Annotated in this window: 25 protein-coding genes and 1 tRNA gene; 8 read left to right on the top strand and 18 right to left on the bottom strand. The window is 69.6% G+C overall.

Features of this window, described 5'->3' with window-relative positions:
- Position 1: 1 nt before the first annotated feature.
- The 11 genes from thrC to cysK all read right to left on the bottom strand — a co-directional run bounded on the left by thrC (position 2) and on the right by cysK (position 9,715).
- On the bottom strand, positions 2-1,393 hold the full coding sequence (gene thrC / locus GSQ87_RS17875; RefSeq protein ID WP_158916760.1) for a threonine synthase: 1,392 nt from the start codon (positions 1,391-1,393) through the stop codon (positions 2-4).
- Positions 1,394-1,412: 19 nt separating this feature from the next.
- Positions 1,413-2,129, bottom strand: a complete 717-nt coding sequence (locus tag GSQ87_RS17870; protein WP_158916758.1) for an SURF1 family protein — start codon at positions 2,127-2,129, stop codon at positions 1,413-1,415.
- Positions 2,130-2,160: 31 nt separating this feature from the next.
- Positions 2,161-2,517: a DUF983 domain-containing protein gene (locus GSQ87_RS17865; RefSeq protein ID WP_158916756.1), complete on the bottom strand. Its 357-nt coding sequence runs from the start codon at positions 2,515-2,517 to the stop codon at positions 2,161-2,163.
- Between the two features lie 5 nt (positions 2,518-2,522).
- A complete protein-coding gene (locus tag GSQ87_RS17860; protein ID WP_158916754.1) occupies positions 2,523-3,398 on the bottom strand; it encodes a cytochrome c oxidase subunit 3 in 876 nt (291 codons plus the stop codon).
- A 129-nt stretch (positions 3,399-3,527) separates the two neighbouring features.
- Positions 3,528-4,100, bottom strand: coding sequence for a cytochrome c oxidase assembly protein (locus GSQ87_RS17855; protein WP_158916752.1), 573 nt, complete (start codon positions 4,098-4,100; stop codon positions 3,528-3,530).
- Positions 4,087-4,278, bottom strand: a complete 192-nt coding sequence (locus GSQ87_RS17850; RefSeq protein ID WP_158916750.1) for a hypothetical protein — start codon at positions 4,276-4,278, stop codon at positions 4,087-4,089. The genes GSQ87_RS17855 and GSQ87_RS17850 overlap by 14 nt, the downstream gene beginning before the upstream one ends.
- Complete coding sequence (locus GSQ87_RS17845) at positions 4,279-5,250, bottom strand: heme o synthase (RefSeq protein ID WP_158916749.1); 972 nt, start codon at positions 5,248-5,250, stop codon at positions 4,279-4,281. It abuts the gene before it with no gap.
- Between the two features lie 129 nt (positions 5,251-5,379).
- Positions 5,380-7,044: a cytochrome c oxidase subunit I gene (ctaD, locus tag GSQ87_RS17840; RefSeq protein WP_158916747.1), complete on the bottom strand. Its 1,665-nt coding sequence runs from the start codon at positions 7,042-7,044 to the stop codon at positions 5,380-5,382.
- Between the two features lie 57 nt (positions 7,045-7,101).
- Positions 7,102-8,049, bottom strand: a complete 948-nt coding sequence (gene coxB / locus GSQ87_RS17835; RefSeq protein ID WP_158916745.1) for a cytochrome c oxidase subunit II — start codon at positions 8,047-8,049, stop codon at positions 7,102-7,104.
- A gap of 214 nt (positions 8,050-8,263) precedes the next feature.
- Positions 8,264-8,704, bottom strand: a complete 441-nt coding sequence (locus GSQ87_RS17830) for a very short patch repair endonuclease (RefSeq protein ID WP_256375894.1) — start codon at positions 8,702-8,704, stop codon at positions 8,264-8,266.
- A gap of 21 nt (positions 8,705-8,725) precedes the next feature.
- Positions 8,726-9,715, bottom strand: coding sequence for a cysteine synthase A (cysK, locus tag GSQ87_RS17825; RefSeq protein ID WP_158916743.1), 990 nt, complete (start codon positions 9,713-9,715; stop codon positions 8,726-8,728).
- A gap of 181 nt (positions 9,716-9,896) precedes the next feature.
- Between cysK and GSQ87_RS17820 the strand changes: the two genes are divergently transcribed.
- Entirely contained in the window at positions 9,897-10,334 is a 438-nt protein-coding gene (locus GSQ87_RS17820) for a hypothetical protein (RefSeq protein ID WP_158916741.1), read from the top strand.
- A 12-nt stretch (positions 10,335-10,346) separates the two neighbouring features.
- Here GSQ87_RS17820 and GSQ87_RS17815 read toward each other — a convergent pair whose 3' ends face one another.
- Complete coding sequence (locus tag GSQ87_RS17815; RefSeq protein WP_158916739.1) at positions 10,347-11,225, bottom strand: enoyl-CoA hydratase-related protein; 879 nt, start codon at positions 11,223-11,225, stop codon at positions 10,347-10,349.
- Between the two features lie 107 nt (positions 11,226-11,332).
- On the opposite strand from GSQ87_RS17815, the gene fumC reads away from it, so the two are divergent.
- From fumC to GSQ87_RS17795, 4 genes are read left to right on the top strand one after another with little or no spacing between them, the layout of a single operon-like run.
- Positions 11,333-12,724, top strand: a complete 1,392-nt coding sequence (gene fumC / locus GSQ87_RS17810; protein ID WP_158916737.1) for a class II fumarate hydratase — start codon at positions 11,333-11,335, stop codon at positions 12,722-12,724.
- 26 nt (positions 12,725-12,750) lie between these two features.
- Positions 12,751-13,236 (top strand): hypothetical protein, encoded by a 486-nt coding sequence (locus tag GSQ87_RS17805; protein ID WP_158916735.1) that lies wholly within the window; start codon positions 12,751-12,753, stop codon positions 13,234-13,236.
- 16 nt (positions 13,237-13,252) lie between these two features.
- Entirely contained in the window at positions 13,253-13,843 is a 591-nt protein-coding gene (locus GSQ87_RS17800) for a glutathione S-transferase family protein (protein WP_158916733.1), read from the top strand.
- A complete protein-coding gene (locus GSQ87_RS17795; RefSeq protein ID WP_158916731.1) occupies positions 13,843-14,022 on the top strand; it encodes a DUF4169 family protein in 180 nt (59 codons plus the stop codon). The genes GSQ87_RS17800 and GSQ87_RS17795 overlap by 1 nt, the downstream gene beginning before the upstream one ends.
- A 9-nt stretch (positions 14,023-14,031) precedes the next feature.
- On the opposite strand, the gene trxA is transcribed toward GSQ87_RS17795, so the two are convergent.
- The 6 genes from trxA to tsaE form a co-directional block, all read right to left on the bottom strand.
- Positions 14,032-14,367: a thioredoxin TrxA gene (gene trxA, locus GSQ87_RS17790; RefSeq protein ID WP_158916729.1), complete on the bottom strand. Its 336-nt coding sequence runs from the start codon at positions 14,365-14,367 to the stop codon at positions 14,032-14,034.
- A gap of 89 nt (positions 14,368-14,456) precedes the next feature.
- Positions 14,457-17,936, bottom strand: coding sequence for a double-strand break repair helicase AddA (gene addA / locus GSQ87_RS17785; protein WP_158916727.1), 3,480 nt, complete (start codon positions 17,934-17,936; stop codon positions 14,457-14,459).
- On the bottom strand, positions 17,933-20,989 hold the full coding sequence (gene addB / locus GSQ87_RS17780) for a double-strand break repair protein AddB (protein WP_254063071.1): 3,057 nt from the start codon (positions 20,987-20,989) through the stop codon (positions 17,933-17,935). The genes addA and addB overlap by 4 nt, the downstream gene beginning before the upstream one ends.
- Positions 20,986-21,687, bottom strand: coding sequence for an N-acetylmuramate alpha-1-phosphate uridylyltransferase MurU (murU, locus tag GSQ87_RS17775; protein WP_158917861.1), 702 nt, complete (start codon positions 21,685-21,687; stop codon positions 20,986-20,988). The genes addB and murU overlap by 4 nt, the downstream gene beginning before the upstream one ends.
- 20 nt (positions 21,688-21,707) lie before the next feature.
- Positions 21,708-22,811, bottom strand: a complete 1,104-nt coding sequence (gene amgK / locus GSQ87_RS17770) for an N-acetylmuramate/N-acetylglucosamine kinase AmgK (protein WP_158916725.1) — start codon at positions 22,809-22,811, stop codon at positions 21,708-21,710.
- Positions 22,808-23,344, bottom strand: coding sequence for a tRNA (adenosine(37)-N6)-threonylcarbamoyltransferase complex ATPase subunit type 1 TsaE (tsaE, locus tag GSQ87_RS17765; protein WP_158916723.1), 537 nt, complete (start codon positions 23,342-23,344; stop codon positions 22,808-22,810). Before tsaE ends, amgK begins: the two co-directional genes overlap by 4 nt.
- Before the next feature lie 102 nt (positions 23,345-23,446).
- Here tsaE and GSQ87_RS17760 point away from each other — a divergent pair, with 102 nt between their 5' ends.
- The 3 genes from GSQ87_RS17760 (at position 23,447) to GSQ87_RS17750 (ending at position 25,171) form a co-directional block, all read left to right on the top strand.
- Positions 23,447-24,685, top strand: a complete 1,239-nt coding sequence (locus tag GSQ87_RS17760) for an NAD(P)/FAD-dependent oxidoreductase (RefSeq protein WP_158916715.1) — start codon at positions 23,447-23,449, stop codon at positions 24,683-24,685.
- Positions 24,686-24,724: 39 nt separating this feature from the next.
- Positions 24,725-25,045, top strand: coding sequence for a 2Fe-2S iron-sulfur cluster-binding protein (locus GSQ87_RS17755; protein ID WP_158916713.1), 321 nt, complete (start codon positions 24,725-24,727; stop codon positions 25,043-25,045).
- Positions 25,046-25,094: 49 nt separating this feature from the next.
- A tRNA-Arg gene (locus GSQ87_RS17750) sits at positions 25,095-25,171 on the top strand.
- Positions 25,172-25,445 lie beyond the last annotated feature (274 nt).

Raw genomic sequence — 25,445 nt, 5'->3', positions numbered from 1 at the left:
TCTAACCCCGCGCGAAGGTCCGCACATAGGCCTTGGCCGCCTCGACGTCGGCGGGCAGGCGGTCGAATCGCTCAACCTTGTCGAACAGGCCGCGAGAGCGGACGTGCAGGGCCGGCTCCGCGCCGGTGGCGGCGCGCACCGCCTCGGGGAACTTGGCCGGATGGGCGGTGGACAGCGCGACCAGCGGCGAAGACGAGGCTGAGGCGTAACGGGCGGCGGCGACGCCGACGGCGGTGTGCGGGTCGATCACCTCGCCGGTCTCGTTGAGGGTGGACAGAATGGTGCGGGCGGTCTCGTCCTCGCTCACCATCCGGCCCTCGAACAGGTCGCGCATATAGGCCAGGGCTTGGGGCGCCAGGTCGATGAGGCCCTGGCCGGCGAAGGCCTCGAACGCGCGCGCGGTCTCCACCGCATCGCGGCGCGAAGCCTCGAAATACAGCCGCTCGAAGTTGGAGGCGACCTGGATGTCCATGGCCGGGCTCTGGGTCACAGCGACCGGCCCGGTCTGGTAGCGGCCGTCGCCGAGCGCGCGCGCCACGATATCGTTGCTGTTGGTGGCCACGGTGATCCGCTCCACGTCGAGCCCCATGCGGCGCGCGGCGTAGCCGGCGAAGGCGTCGCCGAAATTGCCGGTCGGTACGGCGAAGCGCACCGGCCGATGCGGCGCGCCGAGCGCCACGGCGCTGACGAAGTAGTAGACCGCCTGGGCCGCGATCCGCGCCCAGTTGATGGAGTTCACGCCGGACAGGTCCACCTCGGTGCGGAAGGCCTCGTCGCGGAACATGGCCTTGACCAGGGCCTGGCAGTCGTCGAACGAGCCCTTCACCGCCACGGTGCGCACATTGGCGTCGGCGGCTGTGGTCATGAAGCGGCGCTGCACCTCGCTGATCCGGCCCTCGGGGAACAGGGCGACGATGCGGGCGTGGCGAGCGCCGCGAAACGCCTCCACCGCCGCCCCGCCGGTATCGCCGGAGGTGGCGCAGACTATGGTCAGGGTCCGCCCGCTCCCCGCCAGCACGGCGTCGTACAGCCGCGCCAGCAGCTGCATGGCCACGTCCTTGAACGCTAGCGTCGGGCCGTGGAACAGCTCCAGCAGGAACAGGCCCGAATCGAGCTGCTTCAACGGCGTTACGGCGGGATGGGCGAAGGTGGCGTAGGCGTCCTGGCAGATCGCGCCCAGCCGTTCGCGCGAGAAGGTGTTTCCGGTGAAGCGGGACAGGACCTCGGTCGCCACCTCCCAATAGGGACGGCCGGCGAAGGCGGCGATCTGGTCCGAGGTGAAGCTTGGCCATTCCTCGGGCACGTAGAGGCCGCCATCGGGGGCCAGGCCGGCTAGCAGGACCTGGCTGAAATCGGCCGGCGCGCCGCCGCCGCGCGTGGAGACATATCGCATGGTGCGGAAACCTGTCCGGTCAGCCCCGGCGCGAACGCAGGACGCTGGCGACGTACATGCCGACCAGGCCAGCCGCCAGACCGAACCAGGTCAAGGCGTAGCCGAGGTGATTGTTGGGGATGTCGGTGGGAATGGCGGCGGGCCGGGGTCCGGGCGGCGGCGCGGCGGGTTGCTCCAGCATCAGGAACACCGGCGCGGGGGCCACGGCTTTCAGGGCGGCCGCCATGGCTGGAATGTCGCGCGCGCGCCAGTCGTTGCGGGCGGGCGCGTTCGGCTGGGTCATCCAGGTGGCGGGGTCGGCTCTTCTCAGCACGCCGACGACCGGCGAGGCGATCGGTCCTTGAGGCGCCGTCGCGTCGCCAACCTTTTCCGTGGGGGTGAAGCCGCGATCCACCAGCAACGAACGGTAGCGGCCCGAATCGATCGGACAGGCGGTGATCAGGCGATAACCCATCACCCCGTCCAGGACCGCGTACAGGCGAAGCGTCGGAGTCTGCTGCACTGTGGGGCAGGTGGTCTGGACGCGCACATAGTCCACCTCGCCGCGATCGCCCAGGCGATGCAGCACCACGCCCAGGGGCTCGGGCGGGGCGGCCTGGAGGGCTGCGATGCGGGCGAGCAGGCCTTCCTTCCACGCCAAGCGCTGCACCTGCCACACGCCGAGGCCGAGTAGGATAACAAGGCCGGTCAACACGGCGATCAGCGAGACCGGACGCACGCCCTGAAACGGCGACATGGGGACAGGCGCCGCGCCCGCTAGGTGACGGCTAGCCATTGCGGGCTTCGGACGCGCGGTTGTGGAACTGCAGGGCGACCATCACGCCCTTGAGCGGTCGCATCAGCCCCAGCGACAGCAGGCCGGCGAAGGGCATCCAGACCAGCAGGGTGAGCCAGATCGGCGGGTGCATGGTCAGGTCGGTGACGATCACCCCAAAGCAGGCGACGGTCCCCACGATCAGCACGATGAACACCACCGGCCCGTCGCCACTATCAGCACGACGCAGATCGAGGCCGCAGGCGGGGCAGGCTGCGGTCAGCTTCAGGAAGCCCGCGAAGATCGACCCGCGCCCGCACTCGGGGCAGCGGCAGGCGAGACCCGCCAGAAAGGGGTTCACGCCCGCCATAAGGGTCAGGTCGCCGGATGGCCCTGGAACACCACGTAGATGAAGGCGAACAGGAACAGCCACACCACGTCGACGAAGTGCCAGTACCAGGCGGCGGCTTCGAAGCCAAAATGCTGGTTGGGCTTGAAGGCCCCGCCCAGCAGGCGGAACAGGCAGATGGTCAGGAAGATCGTGCCCACCAGCACGTGGAAGCCGTGGAAGCCCGTGGCCATGAAGAAGCTGGAGCCGTACAGGCCCGCGGCCGATGAGGCGCTGTTGAAGAAGAACTTCTCCATGATGATCTCACGGTACTCGTAGGCCTGGACGCAGGTGAACATCGCGCCCAGCACGATGGTCAGGATCAGGCCATTGCGCGCGTTCTTACGGTCGCCATGCATCAGGGCGTGGTGCGACCAGGTGATCGCGGTGCCCGAGGTCAGCAGGATCAGGGTGTTGATCAGCGGGAAGTGCCAGGGGTCCAGCGTCTCGACGCCCTTGGGGGGCCAGCTGGCCCAGGCGGCGCGGACCTCGTCGATGGGCGAAGCGGTGCGGACGTGATGGAACAACGCCATCTCGAAGAAGATCCAGAACCACGCCACGAAGAACATGATCTCCGAGGCGATGAACAGGATCATGCCGTAGCGCAGGCCGATCGACACCACCGGGGTGTGATCGCCCTCGTTGGCTTCCTTGACCACATCGGTCCACCAACCGGCCATGGTGTAGAGCAGCCCGGCGATGCCGATGGCGAACACCCAGGGAGTGCCCTTCGGCACACCCAGGACGCCCTTCAGCAGGATGACCAGGCCGATGGCGGTCGCGACGCCGGCGACGGAGCCCAGCAGGGGCCACGGGCTCGGCTTGACCAGATGGTAGTCGTGATGAACGGCTTGGTCGGCCATGGTCGCTGAACAACCCCTTGCGCGGCGTAAGGCGCCGCGGCTGTTGAGGCGCGACGCTCGATCAGGAACGCTATAGCCCTGCCCTCGCCGGGAAGCCAAGGGGTTTGGCGCATTCCGCCACCTGGAATGTCAGCCTGCTTTCGCCGGCTTCACATCGGGGGCGGGAAAGAAGGTGTAGCTCAGCGTCACCTCCTGGAAGGTGCGCGTGTTGACGTCGGTCGCGAACTTGGGCTCGACGTAATAGATCACCGGGAAGCGCTCGGTCTGGCCCGGCTGGATGGTCTGGTCGCTGAAGCAGAAGCACTGGGTCTTCAGGAAGTAGGGACCGGCCGATTCGGGCAGCACGTTGTAGGCGGCTCGGCCGGTCAGCGGCTTGTCGCCGGTGTTCTTGACGGTGAAGAAGGCCATGCCCGCCGCGCCCAGCTTGATGGTCTGGGCCGCCTGGTCGGCGGTGAATTTCCACGGCAGCCCGCGCACGTTGGCGTCGAAGCGCACGGTGATCTTGCGGTCGATCACCAGCTTGGGCGCGCGCTCGACCCGCCGCGCGGTGCCGTCGAAGCCGGTGGCCTGGCAGAAGGCCCGGTAGAAGGGCACCGCCGCATAGGCCATCCCCACCATGCCCACCACCGCAACCCCGCAGATCCCGGCGATCAGGCCATGGCCCTTGCGCCGAGGCGAACGCGGGGGCTCAGCCGGGGACATGCGAGGCGGCCGCGAGCTTGATGATGCTGACGATGAACACCACCACCACGAAGGCGACCAGGGCCAGCGCTATGCCCAGGCTGCGCATCCGCCGGGCGCGCGCTGCGGCGGCGCCTTCGCGGAACGGGTCCTGGCGGGGGCCGGTGGGTGGGGGGACGTCGAGGGTCGGATCGTGCATCTACAGGCCGTGCGAGATCAGCGGGCTGAGGCCGTGCTCGACCAGCAGGGCGGCGAACAGGGCGAACAGATAGAGGATCGAAACGGCGAACAGGTCGCGGGCCGCCTTGGCGCCGGGCTTGATGGCGTACAGGCCGTCAGGGCCTTCCGCCCCCGCCTCGCCGGCCTGGCTGAGCAGGACGCGGGTAGCGAGCAGCAGGAACAGCGCCCCGCCGCCGATGGAGACGGCGGCGTAGAGCGGACCGCCCAACCCGGTGAACACCGGGGCTACGCCCAGCGGGGCCAGCAGCAGCGAATAGGCGAAGATCTGGCGGCGGGTGGACTTGGCGCCCTTGACCACCGGCATCATCGGCACGCCCGCCTTGGCGTAATCGGTGGTGGTGTAGAGCGACAGCGCCCAGAAGTGCGGCGGCGTCCAGACGAAGATGATGGCGAACAGCAGCAGCGCGTTCAGGGGAACATGCCCTGTCGCCGCCGCCCAACCCACCACCGGCGGCAAGGCGCCGGCCGCGCCGCCGATGACTATGTTCTGCGGCGTCGAGCGCTTCAGCCACATGGTGTAGACTACCGCGTAGAAGACAATGGTGAAGGCCAGCAGGCTTGCGGCCAGCCAGTTCACCGCTAGGCCCATCAGCATCACCGAGAACAGGCTCAGCACCACGCCGAAACCGGCCGCGTCCGCGCGCGAGATGCGCCCCTGCGGCACCGGCCGGCCCCGCGTACGGCGCATCAGGGCGTCGATGTCGGAGTCGTAGGCCATGTTCAGCGCACCGGACGCGCCGGCGCCCACCGCGATGCAGACCACCGCGATGATGGCCATCACCGGGTTCATCGGCGTGTCGGCGCACACCAGTCCGGTCAGGGCGGTAAACACCACCAGCGACATCACCCGGGGCTTCAGCAGGGCGAGGTAGTCCGCCGAGCGCGCCGGCTGGGCGGTCGCGGCGGACGAGGTCGCCATGGCTTGGGTCATCAAGATCCTCGGCGCAAAAACGAAGAAGGCGCGGAGCCGGTCCCGGAAACGGGAGGCCGCCGCGCCTTCAAACGCTCAATCGGTGTCCGGTTCAAGCCCTAGTCGGGAGAGAACCGGACGGTTCGGGGTTCAGTGACCCTCCGCCTCGATGTGCGGCAGGTCGTTGAACTGGTGGTACGGCGGGGGCGAGGACAGGGTCCACTCCAGCGTCGTGGCGCCTTCGCCCCAGGGATTGGCCTCGGCCTTGCGGCGACGAACCGCAGCCTCGACCAGCATCACCAGGAACACCACCACGCCAAGCGCCGCGATCATGTAGCCGTCGGTGGAGATGCGGTTCCAGAAGGCGAACGCGTCGGGATAGTCGACGTAGCGGCGCGGCATGCCCTGCATCCCCAGGAAGTGCATGGGGAAGAAGATCACGTTCACGCCCACGAACATCAGCCAGAAGTGGGCCGCGCCGAGGATCTCGTTGTACTTCACGCCCCACATCTTCTCGAACCAGTAGTAGAAGCCGGCGAAGATGGCGAACACCGCGCCCAGACTCAGCACGTAGTGGAAGTGGGCCACGACGTAATAGGTGTCCTGGAAGCTGTAGTCGACGCCGGCGTTGGACAGCACCACCCCGGTGACGCCGCCGACGGTGAACAGGAAGATGAAGCCGATGGCGAACAGCATGGGCGTCTTGAAGTCGATCGACCCGCCCCACATCGTGGCGATCCACGAGAAGATCTTGATGCCCGTGGGCACCGCGATGATCATGGTGGCGGCCGAGAAGTAGGCCTGCAGGTTCACGTTCAGGCCGGTGGTGAACATGTGGTGAGCCCACACCACGAAGCCGACGAAGCCGATCGCCACCATGGCGTAGGCCATGGCCAGATAGCCGAACACCGGCTTCTTGGAGAAGGTCGCCACGATGTGGCTGATCATGCCGAAGCCCGGCAGGATCAGGATGTACACCTCCGGGTGGCCGAAGAACCAGAACAGGTGCTGGAACATCACCGGGTCGCCGCCGCCCGCCGGGTTGAAGAAGCTGGTGCCGAAGTTGCGGTCGGTCAGCAGCATGGTGATGGCGCCGGCCAGGACCGGCAGCGACAGCAGCAGCAGGAACACCGTCACCAGCACCGACCAGACGAACAACGGCATGCGGTGCAGGGTCATGCCCGGCGCACGCATGTTGAAGATGGTGGTGATGAAGTTGATGGCGCCCAGGATCGAGCTGGCGCCGGCCAAGTGCAGCGACAGGATGGCCAGGTCGAAGGCCGGTCCGGTGTGGCCGATGGTCGACAGGGGCGGATACATGGTCCAGCCGCCGCCGAAGCCCTTGCCCGGCCCGCCGTCCACCATCAGCGAGGTGCACAGCACCGCGAAGGAGGCGACCAGCAGCCAGAACGAGATGTTGTTCATGCGCGGGAAGGCCATGTCCGGCGCCCCGATCATGATCGGCACGAAGAAGTTGCCGAAGCCGCCGATCATCGCCGGCATGACCATGAAGAAGATCATGATCAGGGCGTGGGCGGTGACCACCACGTTGTAGCCGTGCTTGGAGGCCTCGATGATGCCGATCTTGGCCAGCCAGGAGTGCGGCTGGAAGATCTGGATGCCGGGCTCCGCCAGCTCCCAGCGGATCAGGCCCGAAAGCGCGCCGCCCACCAAGCCCGCCATGATGGCGAACAGGATGTAGAGGATGCCGATGTCCTTGTGGTTGGTGGAGAAGAACCACCGAACGAAGAAGGGCGGCTTATGATCGTGATGCTCATGCGCGTCGTGCGCGTGGGCGTCGGCCGAGGTCGCCATGGGGTCTAAGCCTCTGCTCTGATTATAAGAAAGGTCGTCAATTCAATCCCCTCGGCCTCAGGCGGCCTTGGCGGCGAGCGCCGCATGGCCAATCTTGGCGGTAGTGGTCTTGGCGGTGTTCGTGACAGCGGTCTGGGCGGGCTTGGCCGCCGGCGCGGCGGGCGCCGGGTTGGCCGGGGCGCCGCCTGCGGGCGCGGTGGCGGCCGGAGCCGCGGGAGCCGCGGCCTTGGCGCCAGGCAGCTTACCGCCCTTGGCCACCACCCAGGTGTTGAACTGGTCGGGGGTCACCACGTCGATCTCGATCGGCATGAAGGCGTGGTCCACGCCGCACAGCTCCGAGCACTGGCCGTAATAGATGCCGGGCTTGTCGGCCTTGAACCAGGTCTCGTTGACCCGACCGGGGACCGCGTCGGTCTTCAGGCCGAAGGCGGGCATGGCGAAGTCGTGGATCACGTCGGCGCCGGTGACCAGCACCCGCACCGTCTTGCCCACCGGCACCACCAGCGGATTGTCCACGCCCAGGCGATAGGGCTTGCCAGCCGCCTTAGCCTTCTCCTCGGGCAGGATCAGCGAATCGAAGGCCAGGGCGCCATGGTCCGGGTAGGTGTAGTTCCAGTACCACTGGTTGCCGGTCGCCTTCACCGTCAGGTCGGGCTTGGGCATGTCGTGGTAGGCGTAGAGCAGCCGGAACGAGAAGATGGCGATGAACATCAGGATCAGCACCGGGGCCACGGTCCAGATCACCTCGATCTGGGTGTTGTGGGTGAACCGGGCCGGAACCGGGTTGGCGCGCTTGTTGAAGCGGATGGCGATGTAGAGGATCAGGCCGGCCACCAGCAGGCAGATCACGGTGATGATCGGCATCAGGATGTCGTTGTGGAAGAACACCACCGAGCGCTTGATCGCGTCGCCGGAGGGCTGGAAGCCCCAGCCGCCGGGAGTGGGCTGACCCATCAGCTCCTCGGCGCGCGCCGCGGTCGACATTAGGGCTGCGGCCCCGAACATGAGGGCGCACGTGGCGGCGCCCAGGGCGCTCTTCCGCCCGCTCGTCCGTCCCGCCGCTGACTTATCTATCACAGCCCATATGCTCCGCTAATGCGCCCGGCGCAGCCCCGTGCTGGACGCGGAAATGGGAGCTTGGCGCCGGTTGTCGAGACGCAGCCCATAGCCCCTCCAGTCTGGGTTGCCAAGGGATTGGCGGGAGATTGCGTCCCATGGATCAGACCCCAGACGAATTCGGGGCGCCCGCCGGCCCGAGCTGCAGACGCAGGCGCGCCTCCAGCGCCGCCTCGTCCTTCAGTTCGCACTCCCAAACCACCTCCGCACGCCAGCCGATCGTAGCCAGAGCCGTCTCCGCTGCAGCGTCTCGCGCTCGGTTGCGGGCGACCTTGGCGATCCAGTAGTCGGCATTGGTCTTGGGGGTGCGCGCGCCGCGCCGGCAGTCGTGCCCGTGCCAGAAACAGCCGTGCACGAACACCGCCGTCTTGCGTCCGATGAAGGCCACGTCCGGCGAGCCCGGCAGGTCGCGCCGGTGCAGGCGGTAGCGCAGGCCCATCCGGGTGAGCAGGCGCCGTAGCTTCAGCTCGGCGGAGGTGTCCTTGCCCGGCACCGCCCGCATGACTGCGGAACGCTGCTCGGGGGTGAAGACATCGGCGCCCAAGGCTCTTGACCTAATTCGCGCCTACAGCCCTTCGAACAGGGCGGTGGAGAGATAGCGCTCGGCGAAGCTGGGGATGATCGCCACCACCTGCTTGCCGGCGAATTCGTCGCGCGAGGCCACCTCGAACGCCGCCAGCAGGGCTGCGCCCGACGAGATGCCCACGGGCACGCCCTCGGTCCGCGCCGCCCGACGCGCCCAGTCGAAGGCGTCGGCGCTGGAGACGGTGATCACCTCGTCGATGATGGTGCGGTCCAGCACCGCCGGCACGAAGCCCGCGCCGATGCCCTGGATCTTGTGCAGCCCCGGCTGGCCACCGGACAGGACGGCGGAGGTGTCGGGCTCCACCGCGATCATCTTCACCGCCGGGTTCTTGGCCTTGAGCACCTGGCCGACGCCGGTGATGGTGCCGCCGGTGCCGACGCCGGAGACCACCGCCGCCACCTGGCCCTGGGTGTCGTTCCAGATCTCTTCCGCCGTGGAGACCCGATGCACCAGCGGGTTGGCGTGGTTCTCGAACTGTTGCGGCATCACCGCGCCGGGGATTTCATCCATCAGCTCCTGCACCCGCGCCATCGCCCCGCGCATACCCTTCTCGGCCGGGGTCAGCTCGACCCGCGCGCCCAGCAGGGCCAGCATCTTGCGCCGCTCCACCGACATGCTTTCCGGCATGACCAAAATCAGGTGATAGCCCTTGGCCGCCGCCACAAAGGCCAGGGCGATGCCGGTGTTGCCGGAGGTGGGCTCGATGATGGTCGAGCCGGAGTTCAGCAGGCCCTTGGCCTCCAGCGCCTCGATCATGGCGGCGCCGATCCGGTCCTTGACGCTGCTGATCGGATTGAAGAATTCGAGCTTAGCCAGCACCTCGCCCTTCGGACGAATCTCGGCCATCAGCCGCGGCAGGCGGATCAGCGGCGTATCGCCGATGGTGTCGATGATGCTGTCGTAGATGCGCCCGCGTCCGGCCCGCTTGAAGCGGGCGGCGTCGTATTCGGCGGCTGGGGTGGCGTCCATTCCGGTTCTCTCAGGGCTCGCGGGCTTGCGCACAGGATAGGCGTCCGCGACGTCGGTGTCAGCGCCGGAGCGTGCATTGCGCCATTCGGCTATGCCAAGAGATCGGACCGATTCGCCGCTTCAACGGTTTATGCACGGTCCCTGCGTCGTCGGCGCGGCGCCGATTGAACGAAAGGGTGGAATGACTTTTCCGATCTACCGATCCCTGGCCGTGGCGATGGCGCTCGCCACCGTCTGCGCCTGCGGGCGTCACGACGCCCATCGCCCGAAGCTTCCCGCCGCCCTGGTCGGACCGCTGGGCGCGACCGGCGCGCTCAACGCCGGCGGCGAAGCACCCCTTTGGTCCGCCCAGGTGCGCCCCGGCCAGCTCCACATCGAGACAGACGCCGGTGTCAGCCTGTCGGCCCCGATAAGCGCCTTCTCCGGCAAGGGAAAAATTGCGCAGTGGGGCGGCAAGACCGCTGCAGGCGCAGCCCTGACGCTGACGGCGGAGGTCAAGGCCTGCCGCGACGAGGCGACCGGCATGACCTATCCGCTGACCGCCAAGGTATCGGTGGGCGACCGCATCCTGGCCGGTTGCGCCGCCCGGCCGGGCAATGGCCTCGGTCCCAGGACCTAGGCGCGTTTGCGATCAGCCGGCCCAGACCGGCCGCGCACCTGACATCAGGGCGTTCAGGCCTTCGTGCGCCTCTGGCCCCACGGCATGGCGGGCGAAGCGACGGGCGGTCTCTTCGATCAGCGGGCGCTCGATCGGTTGACCGACGACGTGGGCGACCAGGCGCTTGGCCTCGTCCATGGCCACCGGCGCGCTGGCCATGATGTCGGTCGCGAGCCCATCTAGCACGCCCTCCAGCCCCCGCGCATCGGGGACCAGCCGGTCGATCAAGCCGATCCGCAGCGCTTCGACGGCGTCGATGGACGCGCCGGAAGCGAACAGCCGCCGCGCCGCCCGCGCACCCACAGCCTCCACCACGAAGGGGACAAGCGGGCCGGGGCTCAGGCCCATGCGCACGTCGGGAAAGGCGAACACCGCCCGCTCCGTCGCCGCCGCCATGTCGCAGGCGGCGACCAGGGCCGCGCCCAGGCTCGTCGCCGACCCGTCCACCAGGGCCACGGTCAAGGCCGGAATGGCGCGCAGGGCCTGAAGCATGTGGGCCACGTCCAGCGCATAGAGGCGGATGTCCTCCTCGACGGTGTCCAGGGTCGCGCGCATCTCGCCGGGGTCGGCGCCCATGGAGAAGGTATCGCCCGCACCGCGCAGGAAGACGATCCGCACGCCCTCCGCGCCTTGGAGGGTCGTGAAAGCCTCGGTAAGCGCCGCGATGTCCGTGCGACCAAGCGCATTACCCCGCTGCGGCCGGTTCAGCATCACCACCGCAACGCCATCTCGCGTGGCTTCGAGTTGGACACCGGGATCGGGCAGTTCGTCCTGGACGTCGACATAGGGGTGGGTGATCGGCTCGGACATGACGGACTTTTCCTTGGCGCTGGTCTGAAATGCGGGGCTCAAGCCACTGTTCCGCTCGGCTGGTTCAAGGCGCCTCGATCCTCGCCCGTCTTGATCGAGGAGGGGCCCGTGTTAAACCGCCGCCCGACAAATCCGAGGAGAGCCGACGCATGGCCGCCACGCGCACCGAGACCGACACCTTCGGCCCCATCGAGGTCGCGTCCGACCGCTACTGGGGCGCGCAGTCCCAGCGTTCGCTCGGCAACTTCAAGATCGGCTGGGAGAAGCAGCCCCTCCCGGTCATCCGGGCGCTGGGTGTGGTCAAGCGCGCCGCCGCCGAGGCCAATATGGAGCTGGGCAAGCTCGACCCCGCCATCGGCAAGGCGGTGATCGAGGCGGCCCAGGAGGTGATCGACGGCAAGCTGAACGACCACTTCCCCCTGGTGGTCTGGCAGACCGGCTCCGGCACCCAGTCCAACATGAACGCCAACGAGGTGATCTCGAACCGGGCGATCGAGGCGCTGGGCGGCGAGATGGGCTCCAAGACGCCGGTCCACCCCAACGACCACGTCAATATGAGCCAGTCGTCCAACGACACCTATCCGACCGCCATGCACATCGCGGCGGCCGAGGGCGTGGCCCAAGACCTGATCCCCGCCTTGAAGCACTTGCACCAGGCGCTGGTCGCCAAGCAGGAGCAGTTCAAGGACATCATCAAGATCGGCCGCACCCATACCCAGGACGCCACCCCGCTCACCCTGGGCCAGGAGTTCAGCGGCTACGCCACCCAGGTCGCCAATGCGGTCAAGCGGATCGAATCCACCCTGCCCGGCCTGTATGAACTGGCCCAGGGCGGCACCGCCGTCGGCACCGGGCTGAACGCCCCGGTCGGCTTCGCGGAAAAGGTGGCCGAGAAGGTCGCCGCCATCACCGGCCTGCCCTTCGTCACCGCACCGAACAAGTTCGAGGCCCTGGCCGCCCATGACGCCATGGTGTTCAGCCACGGCGCGATCAATTCCGCCGCCGCCGCCCTGTTCAAGATCGGCAACGACATCCGCTTCCTGGGCTCCGGCCCGCGCTCGGGCCTGGGCGAACTGTCACTGCCCGAGAACGAGCCCGGCTCCTCGATCATGCCCGGCAAGGTCAACCCGACCCAGGCCGAGGCCCTGACCATGGTCTGCACGCGGGTGTTCGGCAACGAGACCACCCTGACCATGGCCGGCGCTTCGGGCCATTTCGAGCTGAACGTGTTCAACCCGGTGATGGCCTACACCTTCCTGCAATCGGTGCGGCTGATGGCCGATGCGGCGGTCAGCTTCACCGACCACATGGTCGTCGGCATCGAGGCGCGCGAGGACAACATCAAGGCGGCCCTGGAGCGCAGCCTGATGCTGGTCACAGCGCTGGCCCCCAAGATCGGCTACGACGCCGCCGCCAAGATCGCCAAGACCGCCCACAAGAACGGCACCACTCTGCGCCAGGAGGCGGTTGGCGGCGGCTATGTCACCGACCAGGAGTTCGACGAGATCGTGCGCCCGGAGAAGATGATCTCTCCGGGCTGATCGGGGTCATGATATTGGATATGACCATGGCCGAAGGAGTACTCAGCACGTCCCCAGCCGCCCCTGCGCGGAGGCGGCTGACCTGCGTCCTGGCGGTCGTGGCGCCTCTGTGCCTGGCGCCGCTCGCCGCCTGCCACGACAACATCAGCGCGGCCACCGCCGACAACGCCCAGGTCTGCTACAGCTTCTCCACCACGACCCCGGTGAAGAAGGTGCTGGTGTCGCCCGGAGACGAGAACCTCGAGACCTGCGCCATGCACCTTGAGGGTTGGCGGCTGATGCACAAGCTGCCCGCCGTCACCGGTTCCTACCAGGGCCACTACGTGTTCGCCTCGGTCCAGGACATCACCTCCTCGACCGGGCCGAAGGACATCCGCTATCGCGTCTACACGCCGGGCCAGCACGCCGACCTGGACCAGAAGCTGCAGACCCTGATCGAGCGGACGCCACCCGCGCCGGATGGCCAGAACACGCTCGATAACCAGAACACCCAGGGCGATACGCAGAAATAGACCGGAGGGACCGCCGATGCTGAAGCTCTATCACTGCCCCCAGACCCGCTCCTCGCGCATCGTCTGGCTGCTGGAGGAGATCGGCGAGCCCTATACCCTGGAGCGGATCGACATCCGCGCCGAGGGCGGCGTGCCGGAGAGCTACCGCGCCATCCATCCGCTGAAGAAGGTCCCGGCGCTCGACCACGACGGCGAGATCGTCACCGAGTCGGCGGCCATCTGCCTCTACCTGTCCGACGCCTTCCCGGCCGCAAAGCTCGGCCCCAAGGTCGGCCAACGCGGGCGCGGCGCCTATCTGAGCTGGCTGGCCTACTATGCCGGCGTGATCGAACCGGGCTTGATGTCCAAGGCCGTGGGCGCCCAAGGGTTCAACCCGGTCAGCGTCGGCTGGGGCGATCCCGCCCTGATGGAGCAGCGCCTCGCCGAGACCTTGGAGAAGAACGCCTACATCTTGGGCGACACGTTCAGCACTGTGGACGTGTTGATCGGCAGCACCTTCCAGATCGCCGCCCGGCTCCTGCCCAAGAGCGACGCCATCGAGGCCTACAAGCAACGCCTGGAGGCGCGGCCCGCTTTCCAGCGGTCGCTCGAGAAGGCCGCGGCCTGATGGCCGAGCCGATCAACCTGAACAAGGCCCGCAAGGCGCGGGTGAAGGCCGAGGATCAGGCGCGTGCGGCGGAGAACCGCGTCAAGTTCGGCCGCACCGGCGCGCAGAAGGCGCTGGACGCCGCCCGCGCCGACCAGGCCAAGCAAAGGCTCGACCAGATGCGGCGCGAACGGGACTAGCTTAGCCGGCTAGGCTTCGCGGGAGACGCCCGCCTCGCCCAGCCATTCCAGGATCTTGGACTTGGGCATGGCCCCGACCTTCATCGAGGTCATCTGCCCGTCCTTGAACAGCATCAGGGTCGGGATGCCGCGCACGCCGTAGCGCGAGGGCGTGCCGGGGCTCTCGTCGATGTTCACCTTGGCGATGGTGACATTGCCGCCGAACTCCTCGGAAATCTGGTCGAGCGCCGGCGCGATCTGCTTGCAGGGCCCGCACCACTCCGCCCAGAAGTCCACCAGGACGGGACCGCCCGCCTTCAGGACATCCTGTTCGAAACTGTCGTCGGTGACCTTGACCGTGGCCATCTGAGTGCTCCTTCGGGACGGAATCGATGTCCGTCCACCTTAGGGGAGCCATGTAACCCGCCGGGGCCGCCAATCAAGGGGCGTCGCGATCACGCCTGCGCGTGCAGCCTGGCCAGGGCGGCGGTCATCAGTTCGTCCGGCACCGGCATGAGCTTGGGCCCATCCGTCCAGACCAGCGCCGCCTCCACCCGCCGCTCCGGGAACACCGCGCCCAGCACCGCGACATAGATGGCCATCTGGGTCAGATAGGCCGGGTCGGCGTCTTCGATGACGTCGGGCGAGGGGCGGTTGGTCTTGAAGTCGACCACCAGCACCCGGTCCGCCGACACCGTCATCCGGTCCACCCGGCCGGAGATGGTCATCCCCGCCGGCAAGGACGACGCCGTGCCGGCCACCGCCGCCTCCGCCCGCGAGCCCGGCCCGAACACCTCGGCGAAGCGGGCGTCGTTCAGCACCCTCAGCGCCGCCTCGGCCATCTCGGCCCGTTGCTCGGCGTCAAGCCCAGGCTCCTTCTCCAGCAGCCGCGCCGCGCCGTTCTCCCACAGATGCGGCGGCAGGTCGGGCAACACCTGCAGCAGGCGGTGGATCAGCTCGCCCCGCCGGAACCGCCCCAGGCCGAAGCGGGTGGACAGCGGGGAGGGCGCCGGGCCGTGATAGCTTTGCTCCGCCCCGGACGGCGCGGCCGGGCCGCCGGTTTCCCGCTCGCCGGGCGCGAACCGCCAGAGCCACATCGGCGGCGCCTGATGTTCGATCAGCGTCGAAGGCCGCGCCGGCGCCGGGACCGGGTCCGGCCCGAACCGGCGTATGATCTCGCCGTCCTCGCGCGACAGGTCCCGCACCCGCCCCGTCAGGTCCGGATGGTCGAAGGCGTCGCGCATCGGCGCCCACCAGCCCTTCACCGTCTCGAGCTTGGCCAGCGCGTTGATCCGCCCCGCAATCACCAGCCGGTCGCGCGCGCGGGTCAGGGCGACGTACAGCAGCCGCATGTCCTCGCGCGCCGCCCGCGCCTCGCGCAGGGCGCGCACCTGGCCTGACGCCTCGCAGTCGGCGCCCTTGGATGCGCACCACAGGAAACCGCCGTCACCAGTCTCCAGCAGGGGTGAGCCGCGCGGCTCACCCGCGCCCACCGTCTCGGGCAGGAAGACGATCGGCGCCTCCAGCCCCTTGGAGCTGTGGGCGGTGAGGATGCGCACCTCGCCCATCGCGCCGCCCTCGGCCGGGGCGTCCATCTCGCGCTTCACGGTCAAGTGCAGCCGGCCCACCGCGTCGGCGAAGCGCTCCAGGTCGCGCACGCCGTGCTGCTCCGCCGCCAGGGCCTGAGCCAGGATCTCGTCCAGGGCGTCGCCCGCTTCCGGCCCCAGCCGGGTGGCGAAGCGCTGGCGCATGGACATGCCGTTCGCGTCGAGCCGGCTCAGCAGCCGCCCGTAGAAGGCGAAGGGCGAGACGCGCGCCGCCGTTTCCATCGCCCAGGCCAGCAGGTCGTGGGCCGTCCCCCATTCCACCCGCTCGCCGGCCCGGTGCTGCAGCTCGAACCACAGCGCGCCGCTGCGGCCGTGGGCGAGGGCGAACAGGCTGTCCTCATCCAGGCCGCACAGGGGGCTGCGCAACACCGCCGCCAGGGTCAGATCGTCGAACGGGAACAGCACGAAGCGGGTGAGCGCCAGCAGGTCCTCGAACACCGGATGTTCCGACAGCACCAGCCGGTCGGCGCCCGCCACGGGAACCCCCTTGTGCTTCAGCGCGCGCAGCAGCTCCTGGAACAGGGCCTTGCGCTTGCGCACCAGGATCAGCACGTCGCCCCATACCGCTGGGCGCGCCTTGTCGCCGCTCCCGACCCGGTCGCCGCGCGCGACGATGGCCTTGATCTCGTCGGCGATCCGTTCGGCCAACCGGCGGTGAGCGCCGCGACGCGCACCCACGTCCAGCGGCTCGTCCCAGGCCCGACGCTCCTCGCTCGGCTCCTCACGCTCCAGCGGCCACAGGTCGATGGTCCCGGCGTCGGCGGAGCGATGGGCGATGTGGCGGATCAACTCGTCCGCCCCGTCCAGCCCTTCGGGCCGAGGCTGCAGCGCCGCGCGCAGGGTTGGCGGCTCGAACACCGCGTCGACGAAGGCCAACACCTCGGGCGTGGAGCGATAGGACACCTGCAGCGGTACTTGGGCGAAGGGATGCTCCACCCCTGACGCGGCGTCGGCGTAGCGCACCGCCTCCTCCGCCAGCCGCTCCGGGATCGCGCCCTGGAACGAGTAGATCGACTGCTTCTCGTCGCCGACCACGAACACGGTGCGCACCGCGCCCTCGCCACGCACGCCGGAGCCGGCGAAGAATTCGGCGGTCAGGGCTGAGAGGATCTCCCACTGCTCCGGCGCAGTGTCCTGGGCCTCGTCCACCAGCACGTGGTCGATGCCGCCGTCGAGCTTGTAGAGCACCCAGGCGGCGTCCTCGCGGTCGTTGAGCAAGGCCCGCGCCCGCGAGATCAGGTCGGCGAAGTCCAGCACCCCGCGCTCGGTCTTCAGCGCGTCGAAGGCGGCGATGTAGTGGGCCGCAAGCGTCAGGGCGTGGACCGTGCCTTCGGCCACCCGCGCGGCCTTGGCCATGGCGGCGATCGCCAGCAAGCGGTCGCGCTCGGCCAGCAGGCGCATATGAAGCAAGGGCTCGCGCTTCAGCACGGCCGAGGTCTCCAGCCATTTGGCCGGTTCGCCCTTGGCGGTGCAGAAGATCGAGACGGCGTCCTCGAACGGGGCCAAGCCTTCCGCCACAGCCGCCATCTTCAGCGCCCGCTCGCCGTCCTGTTTGCCGCCACCATCGGTCAGGACGACGGCGCCCGCGCGCCACAGCTCGGGATCGAACGCGGGCGGGCTCATCGCAGCCGCCTCCAGCGCAGCGGCAGGGACGGGCGCGTCCAGCCCAGCGGCGTGGGCCGCGACCCGCGGCAGGGCCGCGACGCCGCCGATCCCGCGCAGGTGCTCGCCGATGGCCTCGCGCCGGACCTGGAAATCCAGGAACATCTGCTCGAAGCTGGCGAAGTCCAGCGCCACCGCCATCTCGGCATAGGCTTGCGCCAGGCCCGGCGTCCCGGCCATGGCGGCGCGGGCGACCCGGTCTCTCGCGCGGGCGGCGATGTCGGCGGCGGCCGCGTCGTCCAGCACCTCGAAGCCCGGCGAGACGCCCGCCTCCAGCGGAAAGCGCCGCAGCAGCTTCTCGCAAAAGGCGTGCAGGGTCTCGATCTTCAGCCCGCCCGGCGCTTCCAGGGCGCGGGCGAACAGGGTGCGGGCGCGCGACAGGTCGCGGGGGTTCTCGCCGATCGCCGCGAGCCTGGCCCCCAACGCCACGTCGTCCAGCATCGACCAGCCGCCAAGCTGGTCGAACAGGCGACGCTGCATCTCGGCGGCGGCGGCCTTGGTATAGGTGACGCACAGGATCGCTTCGGCCCGCGCACCACGCAGCAGCAGCCGCGCCACCCGGTCCACCAGGGTCTTGGTCTTGCCCGACCCGGCGTTGGCGGTGACGAAGGCCGACGCATCGGGATCGGCGGCGCGGACCTGGGGATCGAGATGCAAGACGCTCATTCCCCCTCCTCCTCGTCGGATGCGGCCGACCATTCGCGCACGCGGGCGAGGTGGTCGTAGTCACTGACCTGCTCGGCCACGAAGCACGGCGCGATGCGGGAGACGTAGGGCGTATTCGGATCGCGATAGCGCTCCAGCAACGCCTCGAACCCCGCCAGCGCCGAAACCGCCGCGATCTCGCTGTCGACAGCCCCTACCCGCACCTCGACCCGACCCGGCGGACGGCGGCCATTGACCTGGAGATAGACCAGATCACCCGGCGCCATTTGGCCAAGGCCCTCGAACCCGCCGTTCATCAGGATCGCCGCGGTGAGGGTCAGCTGGGGCGCAAAGTCGGTGCGCACCTCCTTGTCGGTCGGGATGCGCCCGGTCTTGAAGTCCAGCACATGGGCGCCGGACGTCGTCACCTCGATGCGATCCGCCCGGCAGGTCAGGGTGGTGTCGCCCAATTCGATGACGCCCTGGCGCTCGACCAGCACCTCGCGGCAGGCGCCGCGGCGCTCCCGCTCCATCTCCGCCACCCACTCGCCGGCGCGGACGGACAGGACAGCCTCACGCGCGAGCAGGCTGTCGGGCGCGCCCTGGTCGCGCAGGGCCTGCATGTAGAAGTCGGCAAAGACAGCGCCGGCGTCCTCGGCGTTCGGCGGCGGCCAGCCGGCCCCGAAGCGCTCGAAGGCCGCGTGGATGGCGGTGCCGCGCGCCCGCGCCTCGATCCGTTCGTCGGGTCGTTCGAGCTGGCGCAGGCCCAGCACCTTGCGGGCGTAGACGGCGTAGGGGTCGCGGACCAGCTTCTCCACGTCGGTGACGGAGAACTGGGTCGGGCGCGCGGCGACGGGCGGCCTAGCGGCGGGGCGCAGGGCCGGCTTCAGGCTTGGCGGCGGTTCGGCCGGGGGCGCCGAGAGCGCGCGCGCCCAGACCACCGTCTCGTCGCGACGCGGCAGGTCCAGCCTCGCGCCCCGCGCCAGGGTGCGCAGCCGCCACAGCCAGCGCGACATCACCGCCGGCTGACCGCCCCGCCGTTCGCTGGTCAGTAGGATCACCTCGGGCGCGCAGGCGCTCTGGGCGAAGTCGTGCGCCGCCGATCCGATCCGCCGCTCCGGCGACGGCAAGCCGAGCTGGGCCCGCATCGGCCGCGACAGCAGGGGATCGGTCTCGGCCGGACGGGGCCACACCCCCTCCTCCAGTCCGGCCAGCACCAGCCGGTCGGCGCCGATCAGCCGCGCCTCGATCAGGCCGAGGATGCGCAGGCGCGGGTGGCTCGCCCCGCCGCTGCGCACCGCCGCGGAGGCCAACAGCGAGCGCACCACCTGGGCGAAGGCGGCGGGTGAGCACTCCGGCAGGGCGTCGCCCTCCTGCATCAGCCCGGCCAGCAGCTCGGCGGCGGCCTCGCCATCGGCAGCGCCCCAGAGGCCGCCCGGACGTCCCTCGGCGTCGGCGGCCAGCCGCTCCAACGCCTCCGCAAGCGCCCGTGCGGCGATGGCCGGAGACGCGAAGCCTTCGCGGAAAGGCGCGGCGGCGAGGTCGAGCGCCTCGCGAAACGCCTGCAACAAGGCTTGCGCCGCCTCGACGGAGCCCACGACGGCGACAGCGTCCTCGTTTGGCCGGGGCTTGAGACGGGCGGCGAGCTCGTCCCAGCTTCGTGGCCGGGCGCCGCGCAGGCCGCGCCGCTCCAAGCGCCGCCGGGCGCGCTCCAAGGTCTCAGTATCCAGGCCGAGACGCACCCGGGAATGCTTGACGATCGCCAGCAGGCTGGCGGGCTCCAGCGGTTCGGCCACGGCGCGCACGACCAGCCCGATCAACACGCCAGCGCCCAGCTCCGCCAAAGGCGCGCCGGCGGAGGAATCGACCGATACATCCCAACGCGCCAAGTGCGCCGAGACGCGGCGGGCGAGCGCCGGGTCCGGGGTGATCATGGCGGCGGTGCGGCCGGGCGTCTCCAGGGTCTCGCGCAGCATCAGGGCGGCGGCCTCGGCGGTCTCTTCCTCGGCGCGGGTGACGACCAGGCTCAAGCCCTTCAGGCCCTCGGCGATCGGATCGACGCCGTCGCGCTCGCCCTGGCGGCGCAGCTCGGCGATGGTCTTCAGCCAGTCGGCGGTGGCGTCGGCGGGGCGCAGCGCCTCGTTCACCACCCGGCGACGCGAGCGGGCGCGCGCCTGATCGGCCAGGGCTTCCGGCGCCGGCCAGGGCCTGACCGCTCCGCGCGCGACGCCCGCCTGGTCCAGCAGGCGCTTCAGCCCGCCCTGGGGATGGGCGTCGGACACCTGTTCCCAGGCGGTCTCGGCCAGGTCCAGGTCCAGGCCCGGCAAGACCACGCACCCCCGCGGCGCCTCGGCCGCCGCTTGCAACAGCTCGGCCATGGCCGGTGCGGCGTTGGTGATCCCGGCCACCACCAGCGGACGTTCCGGCGGACGGGCCCGCCACTGTCCGGCCAGGGCGCGCAGCAAGGCGATCCGACGCGCGTTGACGTCCAGCAGGCCCAGCTCCTCCAGCCGCGCGGGCCAGGCCTTGGTGGCGATGGCCAGGAAGTCGGCCGAGCGGCGCCAGTGCCGCGCCAGGTCGCCTTCCACCAGCGACTCGACGCGGGCGGGATCGACCACCTCTTCGATCTGCACGGAGTCGAGAAAGCTCGCCAGCGCATCGGCCAGTTCCAGCGCGCCGGCGGCGTCCAGCCGGCGTTCGAACAGGTGGGCGTTGGCCACTACCAGCCGCGCCAACTCGAACCGGCGGCGCAGCGGGGTGATGGCGGGCGGCAGGTCCAGCGCCAGCTCGCCCGGCTCGAACGGCGGCTCGCCCTCGTCGAGATCCCCCAGCGCCCGGATCTGGGGCAGCAGCACCGCCCGCTCCGACGCGGTGCGCACGAACGCCTCCGCCAGCGCCCGCGCCGCGCGACGTGTGGGGGTGAACACCACCGCTTCCGCCAACGCCTCAGGTCCGGCGCCCGAAAAGACGCCGTCAAGCGCATGGGCGAGGTCGTCCAGGAACGGCCGGTGGGCGGCGATGGTGAACCAGCGCGGGCCGGAACCGCCGAACAGGGTCTCGCGGGGCGTGCTCACGCGCCCGAACCCGCCAACCGGGCTTCGGCGGCCTCGCGCGCGGCCGGATCGCCCACATGCATCCACTCGCCATCGAGCACGACGCCATACAGCCGCCCCGCCTCGGCCAGTCGCCGCCAGATGCGCGAGGTGGAGAACACCGCCTCGGTCTCGCCATCCACCAGGACCGGCTTGAAGATCTGCACTCCGGCGAAGGCGTAGGGCGCGCTGGGAGCGTCGCCGCGGAAACTCAACCGCCCGTCCTGCGCCATGAAGAAGTCGCCCGGCCCGTCGAAGCCCAGCGCCTCATCTGTGGGGGTCATCAGCAGGCAGGCGTCCATCTCCTCGGGCGCGAAGGCGCGGGTAAGCGCCGTCAGCGCCGGCTCCCCGTTCTCGATCCACACCGCATCGATGTTGGCGGTGAAGACGGCCGCCTCGCCGAGCAGGGCGCGGGCCTTTTTCAAGCCCCCGCCGGTCTCCAGAAGTTGCGCCCGTTCATCGGAGATCACGATGGCCGGCGCGGACCTACGCTTGGCGAGATGCGCCTCCAGCCGGTCGGCGAAGGCGTGGACGTTCACCACCGCCCGCGAGACACCGGCCCCGACCAGCCGGTCCAGCATGTGGTCGATCAGCACCCGGCCGCCGACCTCCACCAGCGCCTTTGGCCGATCGTCGGTCAGCGGGCGCATCCGCGTGCCGAGGCCCGCCGCCAGCACCATCGCCGTGGTCGGAACGGCGCTCACGCCCGCGCCTCGACCGGCACGTGGCGGTCGAACCAGGCGCGCAGCCCGGCCATGTCCGGATGCTCCAGGTTGCGCGCCAGCAGCCGCCACATCCTGGGCAGGAAGGCGCGATAGCGCGGCTTGCCGTCCCGCTTGGACAGGCGTGCGAACAGGCCGGTGATGCGCGCATTGTTCAGCGCCGCCAGGCCCGCATAGTCCGACAGGAACACCTCGCGCGCCTCGGCGGTATGGCCTTGGAGGTAGCGGGCCAGCATGGCTCGCTCCAACTCGGGTTCGACCTCGCGACGGGCGTCCTGGAGCAATGACAGCAGGTCCCAGGCGGGATGGGCGCGCACGGCGTCCTGGAAGTCGAGCAGGCCGACGCGGGCGAGCCCCTCGCGTCCTTCCAGCCACACCAGGTTCTCCGCATGGAAGTCGCGATGCGCGAACACGGACGCGCCCGCCTCGCCCCGCGCCAGGATCGGCGCCCACAAGTTTTCCCATTCGGCGACGGCGTCGGCGGAAAAGGACCCCAGGCCCGAATATTGAGGCCACCACTCCAGGAACAGGTCAGCCCCGGTCTTCAGCGCCAGGGCGTCGTAGGACAGCAGCGGCCACCCCTCGCCGTTCGCGACGGACAGCTCGCTCGGCGCCGGCTCGGCGTGGAGACGGCTCAGCACGTCCACCGCCGCAGCGTAGAGCGGCTCTGGGTCGGCTCCGGCCTCGATCAGGCGGGCGAACAGGGCGTCGCCCAGATCTTCGATCACCGCCAGTCCTGCCTCGACGTCGAACGCCACCACATCGGGGGCCGATAGGCCGAGGCCGTGCAGATAGGTGGCGGCGCCCACGAACGCGTCCACCCGGCAGGCCGCCAGCCGGGACATGGCGTTGTATCCCGCACGCCGGCGCGTCTCGTCATCGGCTTGCGGCCCGGACGGCGCGCCTTCCGCCGTGGGTGGCGCATCCATAAGGATCAGGGCGCGTCCCGACGGCGCCTGGAGCCGCGCATAACGTCGGGTGGAGGCGTCGCCCGGCAACCACTGCAGCTGAGCCTCCCCCAAGCCCGCAGCCCAGAGAAAGCCGGCGATCCTCGACCCGCGCTCAACGTCCTGTCCATTCATTCCGTGATCGCTCCGGCCATAACCGCCTCGGTCCGCTCAGCCGTCCAGTGACCCATCCCCCGCGCCTGCCCCCAGCGCCCGTCCCCGGCGTGCCCATCCCCGGCGTGCTCGGCTCCCGGCGGCGGCTCGGCGGTGAGCCGCAGGTCCAGCCGGTTGGGTGGCAAGGCGCCTTCCAGCCGCTCGCTCCATTCGATCACCGCCGCGCCCACGTCCAGGGCCTCGTCCAGGCCCAGCTCGAACGCCTCTTCCGGCCGCTTGAGACGATAGAGGTCGAAGTGGGACAACGTTAGACCCTCCGCCTCGTAGGTCTGCACCAGGGTGAAGGTCGGGCTCGGCACCTCCGCGTCGGGGGCGCCCAGCAGCGCGCGCACCAAGCCGCGCGCCAACGTCGTCTTGCCCGCCCCCAGCGCCCCGTACAGGCAGAGCGCCTCGCCGGCGCGCAATTCGCCCGCGATCCTGGCGCCCAGCGCTTCCAGCGCCTCGGGCGTATCGAAGCGCGTCCAGGCGCGCGGATCGGGGCGGGGCTGCTGCATGGACGGCCGGTTTCCCATGCGCTATCCACCGCCGCAAGCGCGGCCTCCTTAAGGAGCTGTCGCATCCGCCGCGCCTATGGCTGCACCTTTGGGAGACGGGGATTGGAGCCTACGGCTGGGCGTATCGTCATAGTCGGCGCGGGACACGCAGGCGGGACCGCAGCCGCACTCCTGCGCCAGCATGGCTGGACCGGCCCGATCACGCTGGTGGGCGAGGAACCGATCGCGCCGTACCAGCGACCGCCCCTGTCCAAGGCATGGCTGAAGGGCGAGGCCGACGCCGCGTCTTTGGCTCTACGCCCCGACACCTTCTACGCCGAGGCCGACATCGACATGCGCCTGTCTGAACGCGCCGTGGCGATCGAGCGGGGCGAGGACGGCGGTACGGTGGTGCTGGAGAGCGGCGGCCGACTGCCTTTTGATCGACTGATCCTGGCGCTCGGGTCGCGCGCCCGTCGCGTGGCCCTGCCGGGGCTGGAGCTGGCCAACGTGCTCGAACTGCGCACCGCCGCCGACGCGGACAAGCTCAAGGCGGTCCTCCGGCCCGGCAAGCGGCTGGCGGTGATCGGCGGCGGCTATATCGGGCTGGAGGCCGCCGCTTCGGCCACTGCGCTCGGCTGCAGCGCCACGGTGATCGAACTGCAGCCGCGGCTGCTGGCGCGCGTGGCCCACGAAATCCTGTCGGACTTCATCCTCGATTATCATCAGGCGCGGGGCGTCGAATTCCGCCTCGGTTCGGGCGTCGCCGCCCTGGAGGGCGAAGAAGGCCGCGTCTCCGCCGTGCGCCTTTCCGATGGAAGCCTGATCGACTGCGACGCCGCTCTGGTCGGGGTCGGCGCGGTTCCCAACCAGGAGCTGGCCGAGGCCGCGGGCCTGACCTGCGACAATGGGATCGTGGTCGACCTGTGCGCGCGCACCTCCGACCCCGCCATCTACGCCATCGGCGACTGCACCCGACGTCCGCTGCCGCACTACGAGCAGATGTGGCGACTGGAAAGCGTGCCCAACGCCCTGGAACAGGCCAAGCAGGCCACAGCCGATCTGTGCGGGACCAAGCCGCCCAGCCCGGAAGTGCCCTGGTTCTGGTCCGACCAGTTCGACCTCAAGCTCCAGATCGCGGGCCTGCCGCTGGGCGCGACCCAGGTGGTGGTGCGCGGCCACCCGCCCACGGCGCGCTTCGCCATCTTCCACCTGGATGCGTCCGCCCGCGTGCTGGCGGTGGAGGCGATCAACGCCCCGCCCGAATTCATGGCCGGCCGCCAGCTGATCGCCTCACGCAAACCGGTCGCATTGGACCGGCTTGTCGATTCGACGATTTCCATGAAGGAGGTGGCGGTCTAAGCCGCCCCTTCGTCGACCACCACCTATCCCCGGATTGTCATGGCCAAGATCACCTACATCGAATTCGCCGGCGCCGAACACGCGATCGAGGTGAAGCCCGGCCTGACGGTGATGGAAGGCGCGGTGAAGAACAACGTGCCCGGCATCGACGCGGATTGCGGCGGCGCCTGCGCCTGCGCCACCTGCCACGTCTATGTGGACGCCGCCTGGGCCGACAAGGTCGGCAAGCCCTCGGCCATGGAGGAGTCGATGCTGGACTTCGCCGAGGCGGTTGAGCCGAACTCCCGCCTGTCCTGCCAGATCAAGGTCACTGACGCCCTGGATGGCCTGATCGTGCGGATGCCCGAGAACCAGCACTGAGGACAATCTTCCGCCGCGCCGCGAAAGGCGCTAAGGCGGCACGGCGCGCGGCCCGGTAGCTCAGCAGGATAGAGCAGCGGTTTCCTAAACCGGAGGTCGGAGGTTCGAGTCCTCTCCGGGCCGCCACGCGGGTTTCGAAACACAATCTCTTGAGGGCCAACCATCGGCATACGGCCGAACGTGCTCGAGTTGTTGCGCCCATTTACGGCTTCCCAGCCGCGCATTCCACGCGATCCAGGCGAATTGCGGGGCTTGAGGCCTCATCGTCTCTGACCATTGAAATCGGCTTCGCCGAACCCAGGCGCTAAGCTTCCGAGGGGTGGGTGGGCTAAAGCCTCGCCGAAGCAGATGGTGTTGAAGGCGACCGTCGTCATCCCATCGGCGAGCCGGCTCAGACCGC

Origin of the sequence: Caulobacter sp. S45 (assembly GCF_009765965.1) — a bacterium.
Classification (GTDB): domain Bacteria; phylum Pseudomonadota; class Alphaproteobacteria; order Caulobacterales; family Caulobacteraceae; genus CAHJWH01.
Note: the sequence above shows the minus strand (reverse complement) of the source record. Positions and strands in the feature narration are given on the sequence as shown.

Coding starts and splice junctions, on each gene's coding strand:
- thrC (WP_158916760.1), bottom strand. CDS start 1,393: ATGCGATATGTCTCCACGCGCGGCGGCGGCGCGCCGGCCGATTTCAGC.
- GSQ87_RS17870 (WP_158916758.1), bottom strand. CDS start 2,129: ATGTCGCCGTTTCAGGGCGTGCGTCCGGTCTCGCTGATCGCCGTGTTG.
- GSQ87_RS17865 (WP_158916756.1), bottom strand. CDS start 2,517: ATGGCGGGCGTGAACCCCTTTCTGGCGGGTCTCGCCTGCCGCTGCCCC.
- GSQ87_RS17860 (WP_158916754.1), bottom strand. CDS start 3,398: ATGGCCGACCAAGCCGTTCATCACGACTACCATCTGGTCAAGCCGAGC.
- GSQ87_RS17855 (WP_158916752.1), bottom strand. CDS start 4,100: ATGTCCCCGGCTGAGCCCCCGCGTTCGCCTCGGCGCAAGGGCCATGGC.
- GSQ87_RS17850 (WP_158916750.1), bottom strand. CDS start 4,278: ATGCACGATCCGACCCTCGACGTCCCCCCACCCACCGGCCCCCGCCAG.
- GSQ87_RS17845 (WP_158916749.1), bottom strand. CDS start 5,250: ATGACCCAAGCCATGGCGACCTCGTCCGCCGCGACCGCCCAGCCGGCG.
- ctaD (WP_158916747.1), bottom strand. CDS start 7,044: ATGGCGACCTCGGCCGACGCCCACGCGCACGACGCGCATGAGCATCAC.
- coxB (WP_158916745.1), bottom strand. CDS start 8,049: ATGTTCGGGGCCGCAGCCCTAATGTCGACCGCGGCGCGCGCCGAGGAG.
- cysK (WP_158916743.1), bottom strand. CDS start 9,715: ATGGACGCCACCCCAGCCGCCGAATACGACGCCGCCCGCTTCAAGCGG.
- GSQ87_RS17820 (WP_158916741.1), top strand. CDS start 9,897: ATGACTTTTCCGATCTACCGATCCCTGGCCGTGGCGATGGCGCTCGCC.
- fumC (WP_158916737.1), top strand. CDS start 11,333: ATGGCCGCCACGCGCACCGAGACCGACACCTTCGGCCCCATCGAGGTC.
- GSQ87_RS17805 (WP_158916735.1), top strand. CDS start 12,751: ATGGCCGAAGGAGTACTCAGCACGTCCCCAGCCGCCCCTGCGCGGAGG.
- GSQ87_RS17800 (WP_158916733.1), top strand. CDS start 13,253: ATGCTGAAGCTCTATCACTGCCCCCAGACCCGCTCCTCGCGCATCGTC.
- GSQ87_RS17795 (WP_158916731.1), top strand. CDS start 13,843: ATGGCCGAGCCGATCAACCTGAACAAGGCCCGCAAGGCGCGGGTGAAG.
- trxA (WP_158916729.1), bottom strand. CDS start 14,367: ATGGCCACGGTCAAGGTCACCGACGACAGTTTCGAACAGGATGTCCTG.
- addA (WP_158916727.1), bottom strand. CDS start 17,936: ATGAGCGTCTTGCATCTCGATCCCCAGGTCCGCGCCGCCGATCCCGAT.
- murU (WP_158917861.1), bottom strand. CDS start 21,687: ATGGTGCTGGCGGCGGGCCTCGGCACGCGGATGCGCCCGCTGACCGAC.
- amgK (WP_158916725.1), bottom strand. CDS start 22,811: ATGAATGGACAGGACGTTGAGCGCGGGTCGAGGATCGCCGGCTTTCTC.
- tsaE (WP_158916723.1), bottom strand. CDS start 23,344: ATGCAGCAGCCCCGCCCCGATCCGCGCGCCTGGACGCGCTTCGATACG.
- GSQ87_RS17755 (WP_158916713.1), top strand. CDS start 24,725: ATGGCCAAGATCACCTACATCGAATTCGCCGGCGCCGAACACGCGATC.